Source organism: Clostridium sp. KNHs216, assembly GCF_006714885.1.
Taxonomy (GTDB): domain Bacteria; phylum Bacillota; class Clostridia; order Oscillospirales; family Acutalibacteraceae; genus Caproiciproducens.
On the sequence record NZ_VFMF01000001.1, the window covers coordinates 1,554,827 to 1,577,324 of the forward strand.

Sequence of the window (22,498 nt, forward strand, 5' to 3'; positions counted from 1 at the left end):
GTTTTTCGCCGCCGGTTCAAACAGGCGGATCAGATTAGCTCACGGTAAATTTAACGATATTATAAAGATTGATGACAATAATCACAGCCATAAAGGCGATAAACAAACGGTCCACTGTTTCCTCTGAAATTTTCTGGTTTAAATGGCCGCCGATTATACCGCCGGTCACCCCCGCCACAACCATAAAAACAAGGATCAGCACACTGATCGGCGGGACGGAACCGTTGATCAAAGTCTGCAAAAGGCTTGCGAGCTGCGAAAACATGATGATATACAGAGAATTGGCGGCAGCCTTCTTGATGTCCATGGAAAAAAAGAAAAACAGAACCGTCAGATTGATAGGTCCCCCTCCAATACCAAGGAAGGAAGAAATAGCCCCCAGTGCTAAACCGATCAGGACACATCCCGCCAGACTGCTCACATGGCAGGTACGAATTCTGCCGGAATAAACGCTGTACAGAAGTGCACCCAGTGTAACAATTAACAGCAGGCCCGCCTGTACCGCGCCCAGATGGTTTTCATTTTGGAGCAGGGATTTCAGAATATCGAACAACGATTTCCCAATAATCCCGCCGAAAACGGAACCAACAGCAAGAGGCGTGCTTGTCCTGACATCGATCATCCCGCGATTTCTGGAATTTCTCAGCACGGAGATAACGGACATGGAAAGCACCGTGCAGCCTGAAAGAAAGCTGATGCTGCTGACACTCATAACGCCGGCGGCGTCGAGCACAGGCTTGATGATTACGCCGCCGCCTACGCCGCAGATTCCGCCGATAACCGAAGCCGACAGACTGACTAAAAAAAACAGCCAAAGCATAAGCTGCCCCCATTGTTTTATCAAATATGAAGGAATCTGTTGAAACCGCAGCCAGGTCACGGCAATTGCTTAGGCTGCCTTATTTCATGAGCCTCCATTACCAAATCAATATTATTTTTCTATGGATAATTCTTTTATGTACTGTTTTACCAGCATAACGCAGTGGTTAATATAAGAATCTGTTGTAGAACTGACTTCCGATGCAATCATAATCCTGCATCGGTTAAGAGGAACCAGTATTTTTTGAGCGGAAGAAGAGCTGATCGCAAAAGCCATAGCCGGAGTTAACTCCCCCAGCATCGAATTTGCCGAAATAATCGCCAAAGGGCCCAAAATAATATCTGATTGTTTAGCCGTTTGAACAATCGCATTTTGCCCGGTGGCGCCGATATCAGCCCCACCTTTCATCATGCAGTTTGTGGCTATGGAGTTTGTACCCAGTGCACACAGAGTCACACCGTTCCCCTTGAGAAAGTTTTCTCTCAGCTTTATCATAAGAGATTTACCGATACCTCCGCCTTGCCCGTCTACAACAGATATCAAGATTTCTTTTTTTGACATAATGTATTCCTTTCATGCATTCACTTTCTGAGGGTCTCAGCAACCAATAAAAATGAAGCAGCCGGTACGGTAAGCGTTTCTTCCGCTATGGAAGCGGGCTGACCGACAGGTCCGTAATTTATTTACAGTTTTATTTTATCAATAAAAATGCCATTACAGGCAAAGCGACATAGATGATCTTACAGATCTTCTCCCTGTCGAGCCGGCGAAAAAAATAAAGCCCAAGGAAGCCCGCGGCTATCGCCGCTGCCGACGCAGACACGATGTAGGGTGCTGCATCCAGCGTAATATTCCCATAAAGGTAATGCAGTAATGTAGAATACAGGCCTGCAATAATGAAGCTAAATTCTATGTTTGCTTTAAAGTTCAGATGGTCGTCACAGATGCTGAAATAATAAATCATAAAAAACGGGCCTACAATATTAAACATTCCGGTGGAGATTCCCGTCACCAACCCAAACAGGACCGCATTTTTTAACGACTTTTTGATCACCAGCCTATGTTTCTGAGAGATAATGAAATATACTGTCAGCAGCAGGATAAAAACCGCCAGAATAATGCGTAACATCCTTTCAGAGTTGTGCATTAAAATATACATTCCAAAAGGAATCGTGAGCAGGCAGCAAAGCACCGGGACAAGGACGGTACGCAAAGATAGATTTTTATGCAGTATCGCAACCATCTGCAGGCCGATAGCGACTACAGTAATTGCGGAAATTGCCGAACATAAACGCATCGGCAGCACCAGCGGCATCAGGGCCATCGCAAGAATACCATATCCGAAACCAACAGACGCCTGCAAAAAGGCAGCAAGAAAGTTGATGACGACAATCCATAACAGATTGGTCATCTGAAATTCAAACATAGTACCTCCCAGGCGGCTTCACGGCCGCCATACATTAAAAGGTTGTGTGATACCGTTTGAGCGTCAGAGTATAACGATATCGATCCGCCAGATAAACCGTACGATTGAACATGATCGCACGGTCGCCCTCAACATAGGTGACGCGCTGTATCGCCAGTACCGGAGTGGTCACCTTTTGATTCAGCAGGGCGGCTTCCTCCAGAGTGGGGGTTTCCGCCGTGATGGCCTGATCGGCGGTAGTGATTTTATACCCGTTTTTCTCCAAAACCGGGTAGACAATATCATTGTGGAAATCCAAGCCTTCAAGCAGATATGCCACATTCATCGGCAGATATGTATAATCAATGCCGAGAGTCTTCCCGTCAACATAAATCTGACGTATAATCATCAGCATTTTAAAGTCCTGCTCAATGTGCATAGCGGCGCACACTTCCGGCGGGGCAACAACATACTCCTGTTTTCGAACAACGACTTCGCATTTCATTTGCTTGATGGCAAATTCCTCTACAAAGCCCATGAGACTGTCCAGCTTATGATCGATTACTTTAATCGCAACGTAGTTTCCCTTACCCTGTTTTTTGACAAGTACGCCGTCTTTTACCAACTCGTTGAGTGTTTGCCGTACAGTAACACGGCTGATTCCATACATCTCTGAAAGCTCCCGCTCGCTGGGGAGTTTATCCCCACCCTTATACTCGCCTTCAGAAATTTTTTGAAGGATCGTGTCTTTAAGCTGTATAAACAAAGGTTTTCCGTTTCCTGGATATAACATGTAAACACCCAATTTCCGAATAAATTTGTGAACTTTATTATAATACGGTTTCGAGCATTATACAAGCAATCCGGCTCCGCATGCTCTCCTTACCACCATTTGATCTGATCCGTTACATATTTCCTTATTTTGATAAATTCAGGATCCGTAACATCTCTTGGTCTCGGCAGATCAACGACCACTTCTTCTTTAATCGTTGTAGGCTTATTCGACATAATCAGGATCCGCTCTGCAAGGTAAACCGCTTCTTCTATATTATGGGTGATAAATACGACGGTACTTCCCAGCTCTTTCCACAAACGAATTACTTCATCTTCGAGATAAAATCTCAATTTTACGTCCATTTGCCCATAGGGCTCGTCCATCAGCAGCAGGTCGGGATTCATTGCAAACGCTCTCCCGATAATGATCCTCTGCTCGGAACTTACGGACAATTGATGGGGATAGGAATTTCTGAATTTTTCGAGTCCCAGCAGGGAAATGATATTTTCGACCCGCTCGTCGATTACCTTTTTATCCAGTTTCTTCAGTTCCAGTCCAAACCGAAGATTTTTTTCCACCGTAAGCCACGGTATGGCGGATGGTTCCTGAAACACAAAGGCTAAATTATGTTTTCTGGGGTCTGCAGACTCTCCGTCAATGAACAGATCGCCTTTGGACGGCATGTATATCCTGGTCAGCAGGTTTAAAAACGTGGTTTTTCCGCAGCCGGTCGGACCTACTACGCAAACGAATTCTCCCTTTTTAATATTGAACGAAATATCATTCAACACATGGAGGTTTCCAAAATATTTTGTCAGGTTCTTTACTTCAATTTTATAGTCCTGATTGCTCTCACTCATGACATTTTCCTCCCGGCATTTATAATGCAAGATCCGTATTTTCAGATATTTCCTTACGGATGGATAAAAACTTTGGATCAATCGTATCACGAGGTCTCGGCAAATCAATATCATAGATTTCCTTTACTGTTGCCGGACATTCACTCAACAAGACAATTCTGTCGCCCAAATAAACCGCTTCCTCAATATTGTTGGTTACGAAGATAACGGTTCTTTTTTCCTGCTGCCAAATTCTCTGAACTTCCTCTTCCATGGAATATCTTGTCTGGGCATCCAACTGTCCAAAGGGCTCATCCATCACAAGTATTTCCGGATTATTGGTATACGCTCTGGCGATGCCTACTCTCTGTTTCATTCCGCCGGACAGCTGATTGGGATACGACTTTTCAAATCCCTTCAGGCCAACCAGATCAATGTATTTCTGGGCGGTTTCCCGGCGTATGTCCTTATTCACTCCGGCCATCTGCAGCCCGAACTCCACATTACCCATAACTGTTTTCCAAGGCATAAGCGCCAATTTCTGAAACACCATGCCAATGCGCTTATCGCTCCCAACCAGCTTTTCTCCGTCGAGATAGGTATTTCCCTCCACGGATTTTTCCAGGCCGCCGATAATATTGAGCAGCACACTTTTACCGCAGTGGCCCGGCCCGAGGATAACTAAGAATTCATTATCGTATACATCCAGAGAGATATCGGAAACCGCGTCAAACACCTTGTTATTTACCACATAGCTTTGAGATATGTTCTCCAGCCTTAATTTGACCTTTTTCTTGTCCATGGACATATCACTCCTTCTGCAATCTGTGTAACAATCGCAAGGATTGCCCCAACAATGCCAATGCAAATCATAGACAGGAGAACTAAGGCTTGATCTCCCGAATCCATACCTCTTGTAATCAAAAAACCTACTCCGGCTTTCGCGCCAAGCATTTCAGCCGCCAAAACGACCATCCAGCCCGCGCTTGCCGAAGTACGTATGCCCGCGAAAATAGCATCCAATGCGGAGGGAATCGCAATCTGGAACAGCATTTGCCTGCTGTTTGCATTAAAGATTGTTCCAACGTCCAGATACAGTTTATTGACATTGCTCATACCTGCCTGTGTATTGACAACAACCGGCATCAATGCGCCGATAAAAACGATCAGGACTTTGGACCCTTCACCGGTACCAAACCAGATTGTGATCAGGGGAATCCACGCTAACGGAGGCACTGCCCTGAAGGCGGTAAAAATAGGGCCGAACAGCGCGTTGCACTTTTTGCTCCAACCCAGCACGATACCGAAAGAAACTCCAATGACCCACGATAACAGCAGCGCTGTAAACACTCTCTGTAAGCTGATCAGAATATGTCCCCACAGGCTCAGGTTTTTGATTGGTTTTCTCAGCAGTTCAAGAAGCCGGTCCCACGTTGCTATCGGGGATGGAAACTGAGCATTTCCAAAGCTGGATGCGAAAAGCCAGAGGGCGATTAACAGAACAATGGAGACCACGGGAAGGACCTTATAAATCTGTTTCCTTAAACAGATTGAATATAGCTAACGGTGACGCCAAAAATTTTTCAGAGAGCAATCCGGTGGAAACACTTATCTGCCATATAAGAAAGAAACCGATCACTCCTATTACAGATAGCATTGCTAAAAAATACTGACTTTTTCTCTTTTGATTTTGTACAAATGCGATTCGTTCCTCGTTGCTGAATTTTTTCTTGGGTTGGTCCATTTTATTCCATCCCTTCCCCGTTTTCAGAAATATCTTTTGTCTTTTCCCCCGCGATCGCGGGGGAAAAGCACATCAAAACTTTATAGATGGATTTACCGGAAATTATTTTGCAGCCGATTCCATCAATGCTTTCGCTTCTTTGGCAATGGAGGGGTCAATTAATCCGTCATCCAATAATTTCACCCTGTCCTCAGCCTTGTATTTTCCCTGCTTGACAAAGAAATCCATTGTCACCAGAAGGTCATTTTCCGCCTGCAGCAAAGGTCTCTTCGTATACAGGCCTTTCGGGTCTTCCACCGTTTTTGTCATAAGCTCAATCGACTTGTCAAAGGAAGGGCATTTAAAGTAATCCATAATACGTTTCGCAAGGCTTTCGTCGACTTTGATGCCCTCTTCGTCGCAGGAATCTTTATAGTATGCAATCGCCTTGCTTTTATTTTCTTCGCTCGCATTGATCCAGTCCACTGTTTTGTAAAAAACGGCCCAGGTCTTTGTCAGAAGCTCCCTTTTGTCTTTCAAAGCCTCTCGTGTGGACACAAGGCCGCTGGTATTGGTGATACCCAGTTTTCCGGCATCGCTGATTCTTACATAACCCTGATCTTCAGCGTTGCAGGCAAATGCATTCCATACTGCAAGACCGTCTCCCTGTCCCCCGTTAAATGCATTCAACGCACTTGATACGTCCATATTGACCGATTTGATGTCCGACATACTCAATCCAAGCTTTTCAAGCTGTGTCGCAAGCGTAAAGTGAGCAGTCGTTCCGACGGGATACAGCCACGTGGTACCCTTCCAGTTGTCGGGATTTGTGGGATCCTGTGCGATCTTACTGTCTTTTCTTACAAACAGTCCCTGATTATCTTCATAGTCGGCAATGCCGATCATCGGTGTGTCGTGTCCGATCTGTCCGACCAAAACACCCGCAGAACCCGCACCGGCGATGTCCCAGTCGGCGTTTGCTTCCATCATAGCCGGACCATTGGTAAAGGTCTGGTAATCGACTTCAATATTGAGTTCTTTGAAAAATCCTTCCTTATCCGCAATATAGAACGGAATGGAAAGAGCGGAACCGGCAAAATATCCCACGCGCAGTGTTTGAGTGTCTTTAAAAGGTTCAATGCCAAAAGTTGTCTTGCCTCCCGTTGAGCTTTTTTCTCCGGATGTGGCTTCCGAACTGTTCTGTGCCTGTCCGCAGCCGCTTAAAAGGGATGTACACAATGTCAAAATCAGTAGTGCGCTCAGTAATTTCCTTTTCATACTTAAACCTCCCAGATATTTTATTGTCAATATGGGAATTCAATATTCCAGCTTCTTGTACGCCCATATTTTGGCCCTGAACCTTTATCGAAATGCTCTAGGGATTTTCAAAGAGCTGGGGAACAGATCAGTCATCCTTCATACAGAGATGAACAGCGCCGAGCTTATAGGTCTGCGGCAGGGCAAGAATGTTCGGGTTCGGTCCGACAAACTTCTTCTCCGCATCGGCCAGCGCTTCCTCAAATGTCGCACGGGTTTTCAGGCCCATACTTCTTGCGATTCCCGGCTCTCTGGCTCCCACAATATAGATGGCACTCGTATCCATCTCCGCAATATGACCGCAGCTCATCATGCTGAACCCGTGGAACGGATGGAACGCATTCGCAAAACGATACTGGCGAATGTACTCTTCCTTTGTGGCGAAATACTCTCCATAATGATTCATATCCGGCAGTACCTGATTGTAATCATGCTGGAACATCTCATGCAGCTCACGCAGATAAGGACATCTTTCTTCATGAAAATAGCCGTCGCAGATGCTGGAAACAATAAATACACAATGGTCCGACATAATCCGTTTATGACGGATGACCTGAGCGGACAGCGCCTGCATCATCTGAATCGGGTTGGTGCCCATACCGTTTCCATAGTGGAAGTCCGTAGGCATACCGAACACAACTACATCATATTTCTTATCCGCCCATTTAACAAACGTGCGCTTGTCCGCTGTTTTCCAGCTCACGGGCTGCATTTCTTTTGCCCAGCCGCTGTTGATCTCAATCTGGCGGGAGTACGTATCCAGCACCGCGTCACAGCAGAAAAACTTTTTGCCCATTTTTTCTTCCATGAGCATCCCCTGCTGGTCGAACTTATGGCGCATTTCACTGTGTGTCGAAACGGGAACGAAGTCGGGCCGGTGCATTACTTCCGGTACGTGATGCGCTGAGATGCTTCTCCAATGGCTGATGCCCGTCGCGCAGTGTTTATAGCCGCCGGAGTAGGCCCCGTACGGATTCCCCTGAGTATGACCGATCAAGATCGCGACATCCGCGTCATATACATATTTGTTCATAATGACATGGTCGCCGTGCTCCGTGAATCCCAAATCGACCAGATGGTCATAATCTTCACTGTCATGGCTTGTAATCTGACCGGAAAAATAAAACTCGTGGAACAGGTCGTCACCAAGAATCGTTTTCATTTCCTATACGGTCGTACGGGGATGAAGGCCGTTGGAGAACAGCAGCAGGATGTCTTTTTTCTCCACACCCGCGGAATACAGCTCGTCAAGGCAGGCACGGACAGAGACCTTGCGGTGACTCGTTGGCTGGTTGCCCCCCTTAACGATATCCGGAATAACAATGACGACCGTACTTCCTTTATGTGCCAGCTCTGTCAAAGTCTGCATTCCAATCGGGTTACGGATGGAATCGAGAGTCGCCTTGTACAGAGTATCCCAGTCCTGCGGAAGACATGCCGGATCAGGTACGGTCGTACCCGGGATAAATACGTCCGTGTTATCCGGCAGATTTGCGTTCATAAGGCCCTGACCATATTCAAAGGACAGCTGCTTCATAATTTATTTCTCCTTCTTGTAATGGCGGTCATACACCTTGTACAACGCGCTGGTATCTTTTCCACCCAATCCATTTGCACTTGCGATTTCATTATAGATCTGTACGGTTCCCGCAATGACGGAAGGCGCCTTCGCGTCCTTGGCCATCTGAAGGGCGAGCTTCGTGTCCTTGATCAGCAAGTCAACGGTAAAGGTGGGGTGATTATAGTCGTCCGCGACAATGTTTTGTCCTACTTCCTTAAACAGCCCGCTAACGGTCGCGGCACCGCTGCAGGCCACTGTGTCAAAGAAAACTTTCTTATCTATCCCGACCTTATCCGCGATTGCCATCACTTCCGAAGAAATGGCATTGATCGTGGAAAACATCATCTGATTAAGTAATTTGAGTGCATTGCCGGCGCCTGATTCGCCAACATGAATCGCATTCCCCGCGAAAGCCGACAGTACCGGACGCACATATTCCAGCGCCTCAGCGCTTCCACCGGTCGGCAGCATCCACTTTCCGACCGCCGATGGCCTGCCGAGAATCGAGCAGTCCAGATAGGCGGCTCCGCGCTGCGCTATCCGCTTTGCAACCGATTTTGTGGTATTGGGGTCGACGGTGCTGGTATCAATAACAACATGGTCTCCGCTCAGCGCTTCGGACACACCATCCGTACCAAAAACCACTTCTTCAATCTGTACCGGTCCAGGTAAAGACATCAATACCACTTTGCAGCTTTTAGTCAATGTTTTCGGTGTGTCGGCAACTTCACATCCCGCAGATCTTGCATACTCCGCTGCTGCAGGGAACTTGTCATAGGCAACCACAGTCCATCCGGCCTTTAATAAGCTGTCCAGCATACATTTCCCCATTGTCCCGACACCGATTAAGCCTATTTTCTCAATGGGCTTATCGGGTTCAATCCAACTTGTCATGAGAATTCCTCCTTTTGCATCCTTGTCATTTTGGAAGTTTCAGGGCCACAGATTTTGGCATCTTTTTTTAAATAATTTTGTAATTCTGTTATCATTTTATCAATATGCATAAGATATCTTTATCATCATTACAGTATATAAGTTATTTTTTTGGTCCAACTGGTATTAATATTAATACCAGTTGGACCAAAAAAATAACTTGCAGAAACCTATAAAAGAATCTCCCAAGATACCATACCAGTCGTCACAAAGTGAAACTTACCAAATAACATCTAAATAATAAAACTATTTTATGCAGATGTCAATATGTATTCTAAAAGTATTTAATTTAACAAAAGTTGACTAAAACTGCCATAAATCTCTCTGTTTTATTCATTCCGACCTCTCTCTTTATTTATAGCCAGCCCCTGTCACGTCACATCCAATTCCTGCAAACGAAACGATAATCCATACCAGTTTTGCAATTGTTATTATTGCAATATGGATAGAATTATCTTCAGCATAACTACAATTGTTCACTGGTATTCTTCCAATTAGCCAAAGGATTTCATGAATTCTAGCGTGTAAATATGGAATGATCCAAATGTTTTTTAGTTGCGGTTTCATGCAAATGTTACAACAAATCACGGCCGATAATAATAAGGAGGAATACTTGACCAGCCATGTATTTCTTAATAATAAAACGGAGTGAATTAGGATGCCTCAAAAAATCTTCCGCAAAAAGCTGCGGAAAATTTCCTGCAAAAGGGGCCTGTTATCAAAACTGCTATTATTGATTGGTGTCCCTGTTGCGGCTATTTTTTGTATTACGGCGTTAATTGTATTAATGACTGTGAAGCAGTCGGTATCTGCGCTGACAACAAGTGAGCTTACTGCGAAGTCTCAGGCAGCGTCTTATCAAATCAATGAGTATTTTTCAAAATATACGAATACTGTCAGGCAGATGATGGCGAACGATTCGTTTCAGCAATACTTTGAGCAGACTTCGGATGAGAAAAAATCCAACAGCGAATCATACTCCGCAAGCGCAAAAAGAACGGTTGACAATATTCTTCAGACCGATCCCGACAATTACTCATCGGTTTGGATTGCAGACTGCGCCACAAACACGATTGTCATATCGAGCAGCGACGAACCGTATGAGATGAATCTTACGGAAAAATCGTGGTACAAGTCCGTCGTGGAGAAAAAAGATATTGTAACAACCGAACCATATAAGGATCAGACGACCGGTTCTTCGGTTGTAAGTATGGTCGCCCCCGTATATAAGGCCGGGGCAACGGACTTGATCGGCTTTGTGGGAATTGACATTTCCATCAATCATCTGTACAGCATGGTGAAGAATTACCGTCTTGGACAAACAGGTTTCTATATTCTTACTACCGGTGGCGGACAGCTTGTTTATTATCCGGATGCAGATTTAAAAGGCAAAAATGTATCAGAATCCAAAATGTCCAAAAATATTATTGATGCCATCACCAGAAAAACGGCAGGGACCATTACATACACAGCCAAAAATACAACAAATGTGGGATTCTTATCCCCTGTCGGAAGCACCGGCTGGACCATAACAACCGGTATGCCGGAAAAAGAATTCAACGGGACCTATAACACCGTACGGTATGCGGTTTTCACGGTTTTTATGATTGCACTGCTGCTTCTAATCACGCTGATTTCTCTGATATCAAAGGGCATTATTAACCCTTTGAAGAAATTAACTCTCGCTGCACAGAAAATCGCAGACGGCGACCTTGACGTTCAGGTCGATACAAAATCAAAGGACGAAACAGGACAGGTAGCCTTGGCTCTTTCAAAGACAGTGGAAAGGCTGAAGCAGTACATTGATTATATCCATGAAATTTCCGCTGTACTCGATCAGATTGCTTTGGGAAATTTGGTTTTTGACCTTCATTGCGACTATGTGGGCGAATTTTCAAAGATCAAAACATCATTGGAAAACATTAAATCCACCCTGGTAAAAACATTTTCCGATATTACGGCCACCGCCGACCAGGTCGCAAGCGGTTCCGATCAGGTTGCAGATACTTCACAGGCTCTTGCCCAAGGTGCCGCAGAACAGGCAAGTTCCATTGAACAGCTGTCTGCGTCCATTATCGAAATTGCCAATCAGGTTACGCAAAATGCAGCTAACGCTGCCGACGCGAACCAATCGGCGGATAATGCTTCCCGCGAAGTAGGACGCGGCAACGAATCGATGCGGAAACTGATTTCCGCGATGGAGGAAATCAGCGAATCTTCCCATCAAATCGGTAATATTATCAAAACAATCGAGGATATTGCATTCCAGACCAACATTCTTGCGCTGAATGCGGCGGTCGAGGCCGCACGCGCGGGTTCGGCGGGCAAAGGGTTTGCCGTAGTGGCCGACGAAGTAAGAAATTTGGCCGAAAAAAGCGCAGAGGCGGCAAAAAACACAACTGCTCTGATTGAAAATTCCATCGCATGCGTTAAAAAGGGAACTTCGATCGCCAATGAAACGGCACAGTCCCTGAACATAATTATCAACGGAGTCAACACAACTTCTGAATTAATCGGGGAAATATCCAAAGCGACTAATGAACAGATGGTATCGATCAACCAGGTAACTATGGGAGTCGACCAAATTTCATCGGTTGTACAAACCAATTCGGCGACTTCGGAAGAAAGCGCCGCCGCCAGTGAAGAATTGAATCAGCAGGCCCAATTGCTTAAAACACTTATTGAGCAGTTTCAGTTTTAACTGCATTTTCTTGTTTATCTGGCCATACTGAGACAACGTACCATGGATGCGATTCTGGCCTCCGAATATATCCTTTAATGGATTAAAAAATTAAATTGCCCGTCACGTATGACACTCCATTTGCGCGGAGCAAATGGAGTGTCGCTTTTTCCCGATGGAATCTTGTTCCCATTTCGGCTGTTGCGGGGACATCATTTTTAAAATTTCATGGGCAAAAATCACCGGTCATACCGAAAAGTCTGCCGATCAGGTAAAACATGTAAAGATAAGGTTGACAAATTTGAAAAACCGGAATAAGATAGCATTGTAAATCGTAAGTAGTAAGTAATAAGTAAACTCAGCTATTTTACAAATAGGGGGATTTCTTGTGAAGGATTTGAAGTTAACGCAGAGCTTTTCGATGATCGCGCTGAATGCACAGAACAGCCTTTCCCTGACTACTGTAAAAAAGGTGGCACTCCGATGTATGACTGCTTCCGTAATTCTGGAGGTGCTTCTGGACAATCACACGGGCAAGGGCTGGAATACGGTGGATTTACGGAATATCGTTTTCCCCGATTCGGAAGAATACCGTCAAGCTGTCTTGGAACCGATCCAGCATAAAAAAACCAATGCCTCACGGCCTCTCAGCCTGAAACAGTGCCTGAAATCGGCTTCCGCGCTGTCCGGCAAGAGGTTAAAAAAGCTGGAGAAGAGCGTCGCCGATTCCCTGAGAAGTCAGGACCTGATCGAAGAAATTCCGAATCTGCTGGGCTGCGACCTGTATTTTGATTCTGCCGGGGTCCCGTATATGGAATATCGCAGCAGTATTCCGGAATACACGGCAATTACAGAAAACGTAAAGGCGGAAATTCTGGAAAACGGCCCTGTAACGGATGAAACCGTCTGTATGCTCTGGCTTTTGCGCGAAAGCGGCTGTTTCAGCGACTTCTTTTCTCTCAATGACCTGGAAACGGTCGCCGTCAGAATGAACGGGCTTTATCATCAAAATCCTCTTGCGAAAGCCCTATACCCTATCCGCATTCGCCGCGGCGCAGAGCTGGCGGTCAAGCAGTTCCTGCATTGGAAAAAAAGGATTTTTAAAAGACCTTTTGCTGCGGGCATCAATTTTGTTTACCCTATCCTTGAACGCTCTCAATCAGTTTTTATTGATACGGAGGCCTGGTTTTCCAATTCGGACAAAAGGCTGGAGGACGTTAAAAACCGCCTGAACTTATACGGTCATACATTCACGGTACTGCAGACCGGGGCAGTCCCGATCATTAAAATAGACAATCTGGTTTATAAGGCAGTTCCGCAGGCGATTTACGGGAGGGTTCCGATTCACGGAGTCCGCCTGATGCCCCGCCTCCCTTTTTGAAGGAGTAAAAAATCATGTCGAGACAACGTACTATGGATGCTATCCTGGCCTCCGAATATGTCTCCATCGGTGAGCTGGTACGTATTACCGGGTGCCGCTACAGTACGCTCAAGTTTTATACGGAAGAAAACATGCTGCCGTTTGAACAGGCTGAGCAAAACCTGACCAGAAGGTATCGGCGGGAAGAGACCGTAAAAAGAATTCATTGGATTAAAAAACTAAAAGAGGATGGGCTCAGTATTCCGCAAATCAAGACAGTTTTGCAGACAGCCCCGAAAGAAAAAAGCGACCCGGATTGACCGTCAGAAATTTTCGGAGCATACAAAAAGCCGCCGTCGGGAGCAGGTCCCGACGGCGGCTTTTCCATGCAGTTCAGAAATATCTCAGAGCGCAGTAAGCAAAAATTCCAGACTGCCCTTCAGCGTATAACCGCCCATTCCCGCGGGGATAAAGAGGCTGTCTCCCTTTTGAAGCGGAACCGGCGCTTCTTTCCCGCGGCAAAGCGTTCCTTCGCCGGAAACGCACAGCAGCGACTGAAAACTGGAAGCGTCGGCCGTCATTGCCGTTTCGCCGGAAAGCACAATCCGGGATACGGTAAAATACGGGCAGGATGCGAGCAGCGTTCTGACACAGTCCCCGTCCCTCACCGGTTCGCCCTGCGGCTTTGCCGAGCGGACGGGCCGTTTCAGCTGCGTGACATCCAGCGCTTTGTCCACGTGCAGAGCGCGCAGTTTTCCGTCCGCGCCGACCCTTCCATAATCGTAAATGCGGTAGGTCGTGTTGGAATTCTGCTGGATTTCGGCAAGGACGATCCCCGCGCCGATCGCGTGAAGCGTTCCCGCGTCGATAAAGAACACGTCGCCCGGATGGACTTCCACTTTGTTTAATACTTCCGTCAATGTCTGATTGCGAATTCGCTCGGCGAATTCCTCTTTGCTGATTTCCTTCTGGAAACCGTAGTAAAGATAGGCGCCCGGTTCGTTTTCCAGAATATACCACATCTCTGTCTTGCCGTATTCGCCCTCGTGCTCCAGAGCGTATTCGTTGTCGGGATGGACCTGTATGGACAGACGGTCCTGTGCGTCGATCAGCTTAACCAGCACCGGGAACTGCTCAAAACGGTCGCAGTTTGTCCCCAGAACCCCCCGTCCCTCCTGTGCAATCAGGTCTTTCAGCGTCATTCCGTCGAAGATTCCCCCGGAAATCACAGACAGCCCGTCCGGATGGCAGGAGAGCATCCAGCTTTCCGCCAGCTTCTGTGCGGCGCTCCGCTGGCGGTACTCCGTCCTGAGCTTTGTTCCTCCCCAAAGATAATCCTTGCAGGGAGCAATGAGTTTCAGCGGTCCCAAATCAATGAACCCCTTTCCGTTGTTGTCCCGGCCTTTTACGCACTAAAGAGAAACCCTGTCAACAAATTTTTCCATCCGCGCAAACGCTTCCTTTACGTTTCGGAACTGCGTTCCCAGATTGATACGGATATACCCTTCGCCGTTGCCGACGAAATTGTTCCCGCTTTCCACCAGCACGCCTGTTTCCTTTGCAAGGCGGTGCGTAAAGGTATCGCTGTCCATCCCCGTTTTCTGAATATTCACCCACAGCAGATAGGAGGATTCCATCTCCATGCAGGACAGACGGGGAATCCGGTTCCCGATGGACTCGCGGGCGTAACGATAATTTTCCCCAAGGTAGCCCATCAGCGCGCGGGTGTATTCCTCGCCCTCGTTGTAACAGGCAATGAGCGCGATGATACCGAACACCGTCGGCGAAGTGATGGAATTTTTCGTCAGCCGGCTGCGGAAGGTTTTGCGCAGCTCGTCATTCTCAATAATGGCGTAAGAGGTTTTCAGGCCACCTAAATTATACTGCTTATTCGGTGAAGATAAAAGGATAACATTTTGAAAAAGTTCCCCGGTTTCAACGGTGGAGGTATAAACTCCGTCAAAAATCAGACCGCTGTGTACCTCGTCGGCGACGACAATGGTTCCGTATTTCCGGCACAGGGAAATCAGCATGACCAGCTCTTCCCGGCTCCAGATCCTGCCGGAGGGGTTGTGAGGATTGCAGAGCAGATAAAGCTTCGGACGGTATTGTTTGAGCTGCTTTTCCATTTTTTCAAAATCCATCCGGTAACGGTTGTTTTCCACGACCAATTCATTTTCGATTACCCGCGCGCCAAACGCGGTCGCCGCCCGCGCAAAGGGATCGTAGACCGGCGTGCTGAGCATAACGGAATCGCCCTTCTGGCAGAAGGCCTGCACCGTATAGTGCAGAGTGGAAACCGTGCCGTAGCACAGGGTCAGCCATTCCTTTTTCGGGGAAGCGTGATGATGCCGTTCAAAGTAACGGAGCACCGCGTCGTAGAATTCCTCATAAACGTAGGTATAGCCGAAAACGCCGATATCCACGGCCTGATGCAGCCTGTTCAGCAGCGGCTCCGGCGCGCGGAAATCCATGTCGGCAATCCACATGGGAATATAATCGTCGCCGACCGGGCCGAAGTGCTCTTCGATTTTCGCTCTGTCCCATTTGCGGCATTTTTCCGCATAGCGGTCGGGGAAAAGGTCAAAATCCGTCATGGCTGCCTCCTGTGTGCAAAATCCACGGTAGAAAGGTAAGCGGTCCGGTCCAGGCTTTTCATCAGCTCCGTCAGCAGAAACACCGCGTTGTCCACATCGGCACAGCTGCCGATGGACCACGGGCTGTGGCCGTAGCGAAGCGGGATGCCGAGCACGGCACAGACAGCGCCGTCGCGGGTCAGGTGCGCCTGGCCGCCGTCCGTACCGCCGTTGCTGAACATATCCTGCTGCAGCGCAACGCCGTTTTGATCGGCGATCTTCTGAATATGGCTCAGAAGGCGGGAGGAAGGCACCATGGTCTTATCGTAATGCAGCAGCATGGGACCGTGCCCAATCTGCCGGTTATTGGTATGGTCCCTGACCAGCTCGTTTCCCCAGCAGGCGACGTCCAGCACGATCACGATGTCGGGCTGAATCCTGTACGCGGAGGTCTTTCCGCCCCTCAACCCCACCTCTTCGCTGGAAGTCGCCGCCATATACAGCTGATTCGGAAGCGGAGTGCCCGCCAGACGCTTGAGCGTTTCCGCCATCACGTAGCAGCCGAGCCGGTCGTCAAAGGCCTTTCCCGCAAAGGTGCCGTCGATTCCGTATTCCTGACATTCGCTGCTGAAGGTCACCATGTCCCCTGTGCGGATACCAAGAGAAAGGGCTTCTTCATCGGAAACGGCGCCGATGTCGACGACCAAATCCTTCACGTCGCCGTCCGCGTACACGGAATTCAAAACGCCGGGGATTTTACGCCCGGATTCCGTTGTGACCCGGACTCCCTGCATGAATTTGGAGAAGGTGCGGACGCTCCCGACCGGAATGACATGGAGCATACCGATTTTGCTGACGCTTCTGACGAGAAATCCGACCTCGTCCATATGGGCGCACACCATGACGCGCGGGCCCTGCGCATCCCCCTTTTTATGGAAGATGACGGAACCCAGCCTGTCGAAATCGACTTCGTCCGAAACACCCTCCAGCTCTTCCAGCAGGATGCTTCTGACCTCGTCCTCGTGCGAGGCGACCGCGTCCGCGTTACTCAGTTTTTTTACCAGTTCAATATTCATTGGTTACTCCTTATCTGCAACAATCAGCTGCTTGGGCGAGCGGGTCAGTACCCGGGAGCCCTTTTCCGTTACCAGCACATCGTCTTCGATCCGCACGCCGCCCAGTCCCGGCACATAGATGCCAGGCTCTACGGTCACGACCATCCCGGCCTCCATGCGCGCTTCCTCCGTGGGGGAAAGGCGCGGGTCCTCGTGGTCGTTGATGCCCAGCGAATGGCCCAGATTGTGGCCGAAATACTCGCCGTACCCGGCTTTTTCAATCACCGACCTGGCCGCACGGTCCGCGTCACAGAAGCGGGTTCCGGCGCAAACGGCCTCTATTCCCTTCTGCTGGGCTTCCCGGACGGTTTCATAGATTTTTTGCAATTCGGGTACCGGCATTTTTCCGACCGCGAACGTGCGGGTGATATCGGAGCAGTACTGGCCGACCTTTGCCCCAAAGTCAAGGGTGACAAGGTCGCCGGCTTCCAACTGTTTGGCCCCGGCCTTGGCGTGCGGCATGGAACCCCTTACGCCGCTGGCGACAATGGTGTCGAAGGACTCCTTCATCGCGCCGTTTTGCTTCATAAAGTAAACCAGTTCGTTTGCGACCTCGTCCTCGCGCATTCCGGCCCTGACAAAGCCGAGAATGTGCGCGTAGGCGCGGTCCGCAATGGCGCAGGCTTTCTGTATCGTCTCAATTTCCTGAGCGTCTTTGACCGCCCGGATCGGATTGATATTGACGGGAACCAGCGAAGCGCGGAGCTTCTTTTCCAGCGACCGGTACCGGTCGTAGGACAGATCGTCGCCTTCAAAACCGACGGTACGGATATTTTCTTCTTCAATAATTCTGTTGATGAGCAGGTCATAGGTCTTTTTCCCGGTCATCAGAAGAACCTGTGCGTCCCGGTTGTTCTGCCGTACTTCCTCGTAATAGCGTGAATCCACAATCACATATTTCTGCTTCTGCGTAATCAGCACATAGCCCGAGGAGCTGTACAGCCCGGAAAGATAAAATTTGTTGTGGTAAGAGGTGCACAGCATTGCCTGTGCGTCGCAGCCCGCCAGAAGCGCGCGGCAGTTTTCAAGTCTGTTCATGTTTTCTCCTATATGATGTAAGAAAGGAGTACGAAACGTACCCCTTTCTCTCAGCTACTATGTAATCAGTCGTTGGAGTCTACTTCCAGCTTGCCCTTTTTAATCAGATTGTTCCGTGCGAAAATAACGATCAGCGCGGTGATGACCGCTCCAATGACGATGCCCGCAATATAAGCGGCGATATTGGAGATCAGCGGCCATGCCCAGACAGCGGATTCCGGGAACCACTGGACAGCGCCCATGGCGACGGCGGAGGTACCGCCGACGATCGCGCCGATCATATAGGCCGGAATCGTGATGGAGGGTTTCTCAAGGGCAAACGGGATGGAGCCTTCGCTGATGCCCATGAAGGCAAGGAACATGGCGGTTTTGCCCTGGGGATAGAACTGCTTGTCAAAGACATGTCTGCCGACAACCAGTTTGTCGATGATCGTCGCAAGGCCGAGGCCGATGGACGGAACGACAATGGCGATGCAGCGGGCCGTAATCGGCAGCAGCTTGTCGGTCGTAAAGCTCAGCGCCACAAATCCCGCGGCCTTGTTGATCGGGCCGCCAAGGTCGATGGCGGTCGCCGCGGAAAGCGCAATGGCGTAGCCGTAGCCGCCTGCCGCGCCTGCCGCGCCCAGAGCCCCTTTGATCCAGGAGTTAATCAGTCCGCCGAACGGGGTAACGACATAGTGCATACCCAGCATTACTCCGGCGGCCGCGATAATCGGAATCAGAAAGGTGGTTTTGAAAGCAAGCATGTTGTGGCTTACTTTAATGGATTTATTCAGCCATTTCACAAAATAACCGGCTGCGATTGCAATCAGAATAGCGCCCAGGAAGGTGGAAGCGACCGGGGAATTGGCTTCCCATTTGCCGTCCACAAGGCTCAGGATGGAAGTCGGCTTCGTAGCCATCAGGCCGCCGATAAAGCCAGCCGGGAAAGCGAGCTTGCCGCCGATGGAGTTCGCCATGAAGGCCGCGAACATCGGAATGGCAAAGCCGAACAGGGTTCCGCCGAATTCTGCGGTCAGGTTGGCAAATTTCAGCAGGCCGATGGACGACCCCGTGTATTTTCCGGAGTTCATCGCGTCAACAATGCCCATGGAGGGATCGACACCGAGGATGACGTAAGGAATCAGCTGGGAAAGTGCCAGGATCAGTCCGCCCATGATCAGGAACGGGATCATGTTGGAAATACCGGTCATAACATGTTTGGAAAGCTCTGCCCAGATACTCTTTTTTTCCGGTGCGGGGGCAGTGGAACCGATGTTCAATTTCGGGCGGTCGGCTCCGCCGTTGACTGCGCTCTTTTTGGTAATTGCCATTTTAACTCCTCCTCAAATAGATTATGTAATTATTGTGCTTCTGCGGAAATCATTTCCTCGATTTCCTTAATGATGCCTTTTGCGTTTTTGATAGCATCCTGCAGGCTGATTTCATACACGTCGTAGTCGTCGAAACGGTCGTTGTTTTCCGGCGTGATCGCCACGGCCTGAATAATAATGTCGGCTTCTGCAAGATCCTTGGGGGTAAGCGCGTTCTGGATCCCGTCCGCCCCCTGCGTTTCGATCTTTACCTCATACCCAAGCTCCTTCGCCGCTTCCTCCAGGGACTGCGCAGCCATGAAGGTATGGGCCAGACCCATTGTGCAGGCGCACAGAGCCACCAGTTTCTTTGCCATATTCTGTTCCTCCTTCTTAACTTTGAATCGCTTGATTTATAATACCGAATATTTCATCGGGATCATCTGAATTGAGCAGTGATTTCTGAAACTCCGCGTTGACCAGCTTGCGCGAAAGCGCGGAAAGAAGCTTCAGGTGCACTGTGCCCCCCACTTCCTTTGGAACCAGCAGAGCAAGGACCACCACGGTCGCTTCGCCGTCCATGGACGGCCAGTCAATCCCGTGCTTTGTCTTGACCACAAGCACTGAGGGCTTCAGGATCGCGTCGCAGCGCGTGTGCGGAATGGCAAACCCGTCGCTGAAGCCGGTGCTGTCCACGTTCTCACGCTCCATAAAGCCGTCGACGGTCGCCTGTACGCCGGAGCTGATACCGAACTTCACCGCCTTTTCGGCGATGAAGGCCAGGCATTCCTCTTTCGTGGAAACGTCCGCATCCAGCAGCACATACTCCTTCTTAAAAACGCTATCTTCCTGCATATGTGTTCTCCTTCAAAAAGAAAAATTTTTAATAAATTGGTCGTAAGAAGAGGAAGCAATCAGCTGGTTCACCCATCTGATGTCCTTTACGCATCCGTACAGCTGCCGGAACATGGACGCGTTGGCGCTGTCGGCACTGTTGAAGCTGATAAAGAACAGCAGCTGAACGTTCTCTTCCCCCCACTTAATCGGCTGCTGTAAAATACCGATCCCCACCACGGAAGGCAAATCCCCCTGAAAGATGGTGTGCGGAACGGCCACCAGATTGCCGATGTCCGTGGAGGATTTCTTCTCCCTCATCTTAACGGAATCCAGCGTACTTTTTTGAATGAGGCCCATCGCCAGCATTCTTTTTCCAATTTCTTCAATCGCCTCTTCCCGCGTCTGCGCCTGAAACCGGAAAAACGCTTCCGGGCGGAACATGGCGGCGAGGCTGGGCTTTTCTTCCCCGCTGTGATAAAGGGCGTCCTTGATCCGGACAATACAGTCGCTGCCCAGAAAATCCTCGATGACCACCAGCGGAATATCACTGTGGTAGCCGCCGATATCGACGGTGGAAATAACAATATCGGGATCGTGTGCGAGCGCGCTTTCCAGATAGTGGATCGGGTACACGCCGGCAATTTCAAGCTCCGGGATTTCCCTGCTGATCCGCTCGGTAACCAGCTGGCTTGTGCCGATTCCGTAGCTGCACAGAACGACTGCCTTTTTCCGGCTGTTCATTCTTTCATGGAACGCGCCGAAATGCATGGCAAGATACCCAAGTTCGTCTTCGCCTATGGTTACGCCGTATTCCTTTTCAATCTTCTGCGCCAGAAAGATCGCATAGTTCATTTCAATCGGATACTTCTTTTTGATCTGGCTGAGCAGGGGATTTTTCACCGGAATCTGGCTCTCCATCCGCTCCAGAAGAATTTTGATGTGCACGGACAGGGATTCGATCACTTTTGCGTCGGCGGAATAATCGGAGCCGGAAATCAGGGAGATTTCCCTGATCCGGTCCTTCACAAAGTTGTGTATATGGTCTTCCACATTCACCTTATCCGCTTCAAAGCTCTGGATCACGGGGCCGGAAAGCGCGGCAATATACTGAACTTCCTCGTCGTTCAGCGCAATGCCAAAGGACTTGGCGAGCGGGTCCATCATCTGACGGATCACCTGTAGGTGGTACCGACGCACGTTTTTCGGCAGCGAAAGATCGGTCAGACGGCATCCCTGTCTTGCGCGGGAAAAGGAAACGGCGATACGCATGGACAAGTTCTGAATATCCCTGTCCGCGGCGACGACGTGAATCTTTTTCAAGTGCTCCAGCACGGTACCGTCGATCTGCTTATACTCGTCTTCGCTCAGATTCGGCAGATTGACCTGAAAGCTGCTCTGCTCATTGTTGAATCCGATATCCGTCAGCAGTGCGCGGATGCTGATTTCCCCGCCGTCTATCAGCAGTCCGTAATAGGGCTTTGAAGACAGCTCCAGACTGTATTTGTGAAGATAGTCCTTAATGGACGGCATCATCTTGTTTACGGTGGAAGGGCTTAAATGCACACAGCCGGAAAGCGTTTCTATTGTGACGGGCTGTGACTGGATGATCGTCAGAAGAATGCTTCTGACACGTTCGACACTGTCTTCGTAGGATTCGCCGCTCAGCAGCTTTTTCACCGCCCTGAGGTCGCCTTTCAGCTCGTAGCCCACGCCGCGCTTTGAAACGATTTCCAGCCCGTCTTCCTTGATTTCCTCATTGATGATTTCAACATACCGTTTGGCGGTACGGGAAGAGATATCGATCAGCTTGGCAATGTCCTCCGCCGTCAGGGGAGTCTGCGTCTCGCTGAGATGTTGTATCAGTTTGATTTGAATTTTCGTCAGCATCCAATCACCTCGCTTTTATTTTGATCTCACCGGTCAATTCTATTATAACTTTTTATTCGGGAATTTCCTTATAATCTTTGACATGGGATGGTGCCACTGAAAATAAATTACTGTCTATCTTGTATAACTTATGTGTCCGATTCTTGAATTTCCGGCGGTTTCAAGGCTTTTTTGCCTGTGTGCCATCCAACCGGAAGCAAGAAAAAACAGAACCGTACAATCAGGAATACGGAGGATATCATTCCATATAATAATATTTCAACCTGTCCGCGCACGAAACGCGGCTTCGCCGGAAACAGCGGATATTGCATTTTATTGCGAGTATGATATCATAGTAATC

General features: G+C 48.8%; 21 protein-coding genes and 1 pseudogene. 3 read left to right on the forward strand and 19 right to left on the reverse strand.

Annotated elements, in window-relative coordinates; genetic code table 11:
* Positions 1–34 precede the first annotated feature (34 nt).
* The 11 genes and pseudogenes from LY85_RS07595 to LY85_RS07645 all read right to left on the reverse strand — a co-directional run bounded on the left by LY85_RS07595 (position 35) and on the right by LY85_RS07645 (position 9,334).
* Positions 35–820 (reverse strand): sulfite exporter TauE/SafE family protein, encoded by a 786-nt coding sequence (locus tag LY85_RS07595; RefSeq protein WP_141826144.1) that lies wholly within the window; start codon positions 818–820, stop codon positions 35–37.
* Positions 821–931: 111 nt separating this feature from the next.
* Positions 932–1,381 (reverse strand): DUF3842 family protein, encoded by a 450-nt coding sequence (locus LY85_RS07600; protein WP_243122505.1) that lies wholly within the window; start codon positions 1,379–1,381, stop codon positions 932–934.
* Between the two features lie 130 nt (positions 1,382–1,511).
* Complete coding sequence (locus tag LY85_RS07605) at positions 1,512–2,246, reverse strand: sulfite exporter TauE/SafE family protein (RefSeq protein ID WP_141826145.1); 735 nt, start codon at positions 2,244–2,246, stop codon at positions 1,512–1,514.
* Positions 2,247–2,280: 34 nt separating this feature from the next.
* Positions 2,281–2,991, reverse strand: coding sequence for a GntR family transcriptional regulator (locus tag LY85_RS07610; RefSeq protein WP_038325637.1), 711 nt, complete (start codon positions 2,989–2,991; stop codon positions 2,281–2,283).
* Between the two features lie 116 nt (positions 2,992–3,107).
* Positions 3,108–3,860 carry an ABC transporter ATP-binding protein gene (locus LY85_RS07615; protein WP_141826146.1) on the reverse strand — a complete coding sequence of 251 codons (753 nt, stop codon included), beginning with the start codon at positions 3,858–3,860 and terminating at the stop codon, positions 3,108–3,110.
* A 19-nt stretch (positions 3,861–3,879) separates the two neighbouring features.
* Positions 3,880–4,641: an ABC transporter ATP-binding protein gene (locus tag LY85_RS07620; RefSeq protein ID WP_038325639.1), complete on the reverse strand. Its 762-nt coding sequence runs from the start codon at positions 4,639–4,641 to the stop codon at positions 3,880–3,882.
* Entirely contained in the window at positions 4,617–5,354 is a 738-nt protein-coding gene (locus tag LY85_RS07625; protein ID WP_243122506.1) for an ABC transporter permease, read from the reverse strand. The genes LY85_RS07620 and LY85_RS07625 overlap by 25 nt, the downstream gene beginning before the upstream one ends.
* 10 nt (positions 5,355–5,364) lie before the next feature.
* Entirely contained in the window at positions 5,365–5,583 is a 219-nt protein-coding gene (locus tag LY85_RS07630) for a hypothetical protein (protein ID WP_141826148.1), read from the reverse strand.
* 102 nt (positions 5,584–5,685) lie between these two features.
* Complete coding sequence (locus LY85_RS07635) at positions 5,686–6,840, reverse strand: NrtA/SsuA/CpmA family ABC transporter substrate-binding protein (RefSeq protein WP_141826149.1); 1,155 nt, start codon at positions 6,838–6,840, stop codon at positions 5,686–5,688.
* Positions 6,841–6,967: 127 nt separating this feature from the next.
* Positions 6,968–8,416, reverse strand: a pseudogene (locus LY85_RS07640) (lactate racemase domain-containing protein).
* A 3-nt stretch (positions 8,417–8,419) separates the two neighbouring features.
* Entirely contained in the window at positions 8,420–9,334 is a 915-nt protein-coding gene (locus tag LY85_RS07645) for an NAD(P)-dependent oxidoreductase (RefSeq protein WP_141826150.1), read from the reverse strand.
* 826 nt (positions 9,335–10,160) lie between these two features.
* Here LY85_RS07645 and LY85_RS07650 point away from each other — a divergent pair.
* The 3 genes from LY85_RS07650 (at position 10,161) to LY85_RS07660 (ending at position 13,733) form a co-directional block, all read left to right on the forward strand.
* The gene (locus tag LY85_RS07650; RefSeq protein WP_185741151.1) at positions 10,161–12,074 is read left to right on the forward strand and encodes a methyl-accepting chemotaxis protein; all 1,914 of its coding nucleotides are present in this window, start codon (positions 10,161–10,163) and stop codon (positions 12,072–12,074) included.
* A gap of 367 nt (positions 12,075–12,441) precedes the next feature.
* Positions 12,442–13,434, forward strand: a complete 993-nt coding sequence (locus LY85_RS07655; protein ID WP_141826152.1) for a hypothetical protein — start codon at positions 12,442–12,444, stop codon at positions 13,432–13,434.
* A 14-nt stretch (positions 13,435–13,448) separates the two neighbouring features.
* Complete coding sequence (locus LY85_RS07660) at positions 13,449–13,733, forward strand: helix-turn-helix domain-containing protein (protein WP_141826153.1); 285 nt, start codon at positions 13,449–13,451, stop codon at positions 13,731–13,733.
* Positions 13,734–13,817: 84 nt separating this feature from the next.
* Here the strand turns inward: LY85_RS07660 and LY85_RS07665 are convergent, their stop codons facing one another.
* The 8 genes from LY85_RS07665 to LY85_RS07700 all read right to left on the reverse strand — a co-directional run bounded on the left by LY85_RS07665 (position 13,818) and on the right by LY85_RS07700 (position 22,158).
* On the reverse strand, positions 13,818–14,783 hold the full coding sequence (locus LY85_RS07665) for a type I phosphomannose isomerase catalytic subunit (protein WP_141826154.1): 966 nt from the start codon (positions 14,781–14,783) through the stop codon (positions 13,818–13,820).
* A 42-nt stretch (positions 14,784–14,825) separates the two neighbouring features.
* Positions 14,826–16,010: a PatB family C-S lyase gene (locus LY85_RS07670; protein ID WP_141826155.1), complete on the reverse strand. Its 1,185-nt coding sequence runs from the start codon at positions 16,008–16,010 to the stop codon at positions 14,826–14,828.
* Positions 16,007–17,065 (reverse strand): aminopeptidase, encoded by a 1,059-nt coding sequence (gene ypdE, locus LY85_RS07675; protein ID WP_141826156.1) that lies wholly within the window; start codon positions 17,063–17,065, stop codon positions 16,007–16,009. The genes LY85_RS07670 and ypdE overlap by 4 nt, the downstream gene beginning before the upstream one ends.
* A 3-nt stretch (positions 17,066–17,068) precedes the next feature.
* Complete coding sequence (locus LY85_RS07680) at positions 17,069–18,142, reverse strand: M24 family metallopeptidase (protein ID WP_141826157.1); 1,074 nt, start codon at positions 18,140–18,142, stop codon at positions 17,069–17,071.
* Between the two features lie 65 nt (positions 18,143–18,207).
* Positions 18,208–19,455, reverse strand: a complete 1,248-nt coding sequence (locus tag LY85_RS07685) for a PTS fructose transporter subunit IIC (protein WP_141826158.1) — start codon at positions 19,453–19,455, stop codon at positions 18,208–18,210.
* Positions 19,456–19,484: 29 nt separating this feature from the next.
* On the reverse strand, positions 19,485–19,811 hold the full coding sequence (locus LY85_RS07690) for a PTS fructose transporter subunit IIB (protein WP_141826159.1): 327 nt from the start codon (positions 19,809–19,811) through the stop codon (positions 19,485–19,487).
* 16 nt (positions 19,812–19,827) lie between these two features.
* Positions 19,828–20,289, reverse strand: coding sequence for a PTS sugar transporter subunit IIA (locus LY85_RS07695; protein WP_141826160.1), 462 nt, complete (start codon positions 20,287–20,289; stop codon positions 19,828–19,830).
* A gap of 12 nt (positions 20,290–20,301) precedes the next feature.
* On the reverse strand, positions 20,302–22,158 hold the full coding sequence (locus LY85_RS07700; protein WP_141826161.1) for a BglG family transcription antiterminator: 1,857 nt from the start codon (positions 22,156–22,158) through the stop codon (positions 20,302–20,304).
* Between the last annotated feature and the right edge of the window lie 340 nt (positions 22,159–22,498).

Excerpts from the sequence above, each read along its gene's own strand:
- LY85_RS07595 (WP_141826144.1), bottom strand. The coding sequence starts at position 820 with ATGCTTTGGCTGTTTTTTTTAGTCAGTCTGTCGGCTTCGGTTATCGGC.
- LY85_RS07600 (WP_243122505.1), bottom strand. The coding sequence starts at position 1,381 with ATGTCAAAAAAAGAAATCTTGATATCTGTTGTAGACGGGCAAGGCGGA.
- LY85_RS07605 (WP_141826145.1), bottom strand. The coding sequence starts at position 2,246 with ATGTTTGAATTTCAGATGACCAATCTGTTATGGATTGTCGTCATCAAC.
- LY85_RS07615 (WP_141826146.1), bottom strand. The coding sequence starts at position 3,860 with ATGAGTGAGAGCAATCAGGACTATAAAATTGAAGTAAAGAACCTGACA.
- LY85_RS07620 (WP_038325639.1), bottom strand. The coding sequence starts at position 4,641 with ATGGACAAGAAAAAGGTCAAATTAAGGCTGGAGAACATATCTCAAAGC.
- LY85_RS07630 (WP_141826148.1), bottom strand. The coding sequence starts at position 5,583 with ATGGACCAACCCAAGAAAAAATTCAGCAACGAGGAACGAATCGCATTT.
- LY85_RS07635 (WP_141826149.1), bottom strand. The coding sequence starts at position 6,840 with ATGAAAAGGAAATTACTGAGCGCACTACTGATTTTGACATTGTGTACA.
- LY85_RS07645 (WP_141826150.1), bottom strand. The coding sequence starts at position 9,334 with ATGACAAGTTGGATTGAACCCGATAAGCCCATTGAGAAAATAGGCTTA.
- LY85_RS07650 (WP_185741151.1), top strand. The coding sequence starts at position 10,161 with ATGACTGTGAAGCAGTCGGTATCTGCGCTGACAACAAGTGAGCTTACT.
- LY85_RS07660 (WP_141826153.1), top strand. The coding sequence starts at position 13,449 with ATGTCGAGACAACGTACTATGGATGCTATCCTGGCCTCCGAATATGTC.
- LY85_RS07670 (WP_141826155.1), bottom strand. The coding sequence starts at position 16,010 with ATGACGGATTTTGACCTTTTCCCCGACCGCTATGCGGAAAAATGCCGC.
- ypdE (WP_141826156.1), bottom strand. The coding sequence starts at position 17,065 with ATGAATATTGAACTGGTAAAAAAACTGAGTAACGCGGACGCGGTCGCC.
- LY85_RS07680 (WP_141826157.1), bottom strand. The coding sequence starts at position 18,142 with ATGAACAGACTTGAAAACTGCCGCGCGCTTCTGGCGGGCTGCGACGCA.
- LY85_RS07685 (WP_141826158.1), bottom strand. The coding sequence starts at position 19,455 with ATGGCAATTACCAAAAAGAGCGCAGTCAACGGCGGAGCCGACCGCCCG.
- LY85_RS07690 (WP_141826159.1), bottom strand. The coding sequence starts at position 19,811 with ATGGCAAAGAAACTGGTGGCTCTGTGCGCCTGCACAATGGGTCTGGCC.
- LY85_RS07695 (WP_141826160.1), bottom strand. The coding sequence starts at position 20,289 with ATGCAGGAAGATAGCGTTTTTAAGAAGGAGTATGTGCTGCTGGATGCG.
- LY85_RS07700 (WP_141826161.1), bottom strand. The coding sequence starts at position 22,158 with ATGCTGACGAAAATTCAAATCAAACTGATACAACATCTCAGCGAGACG.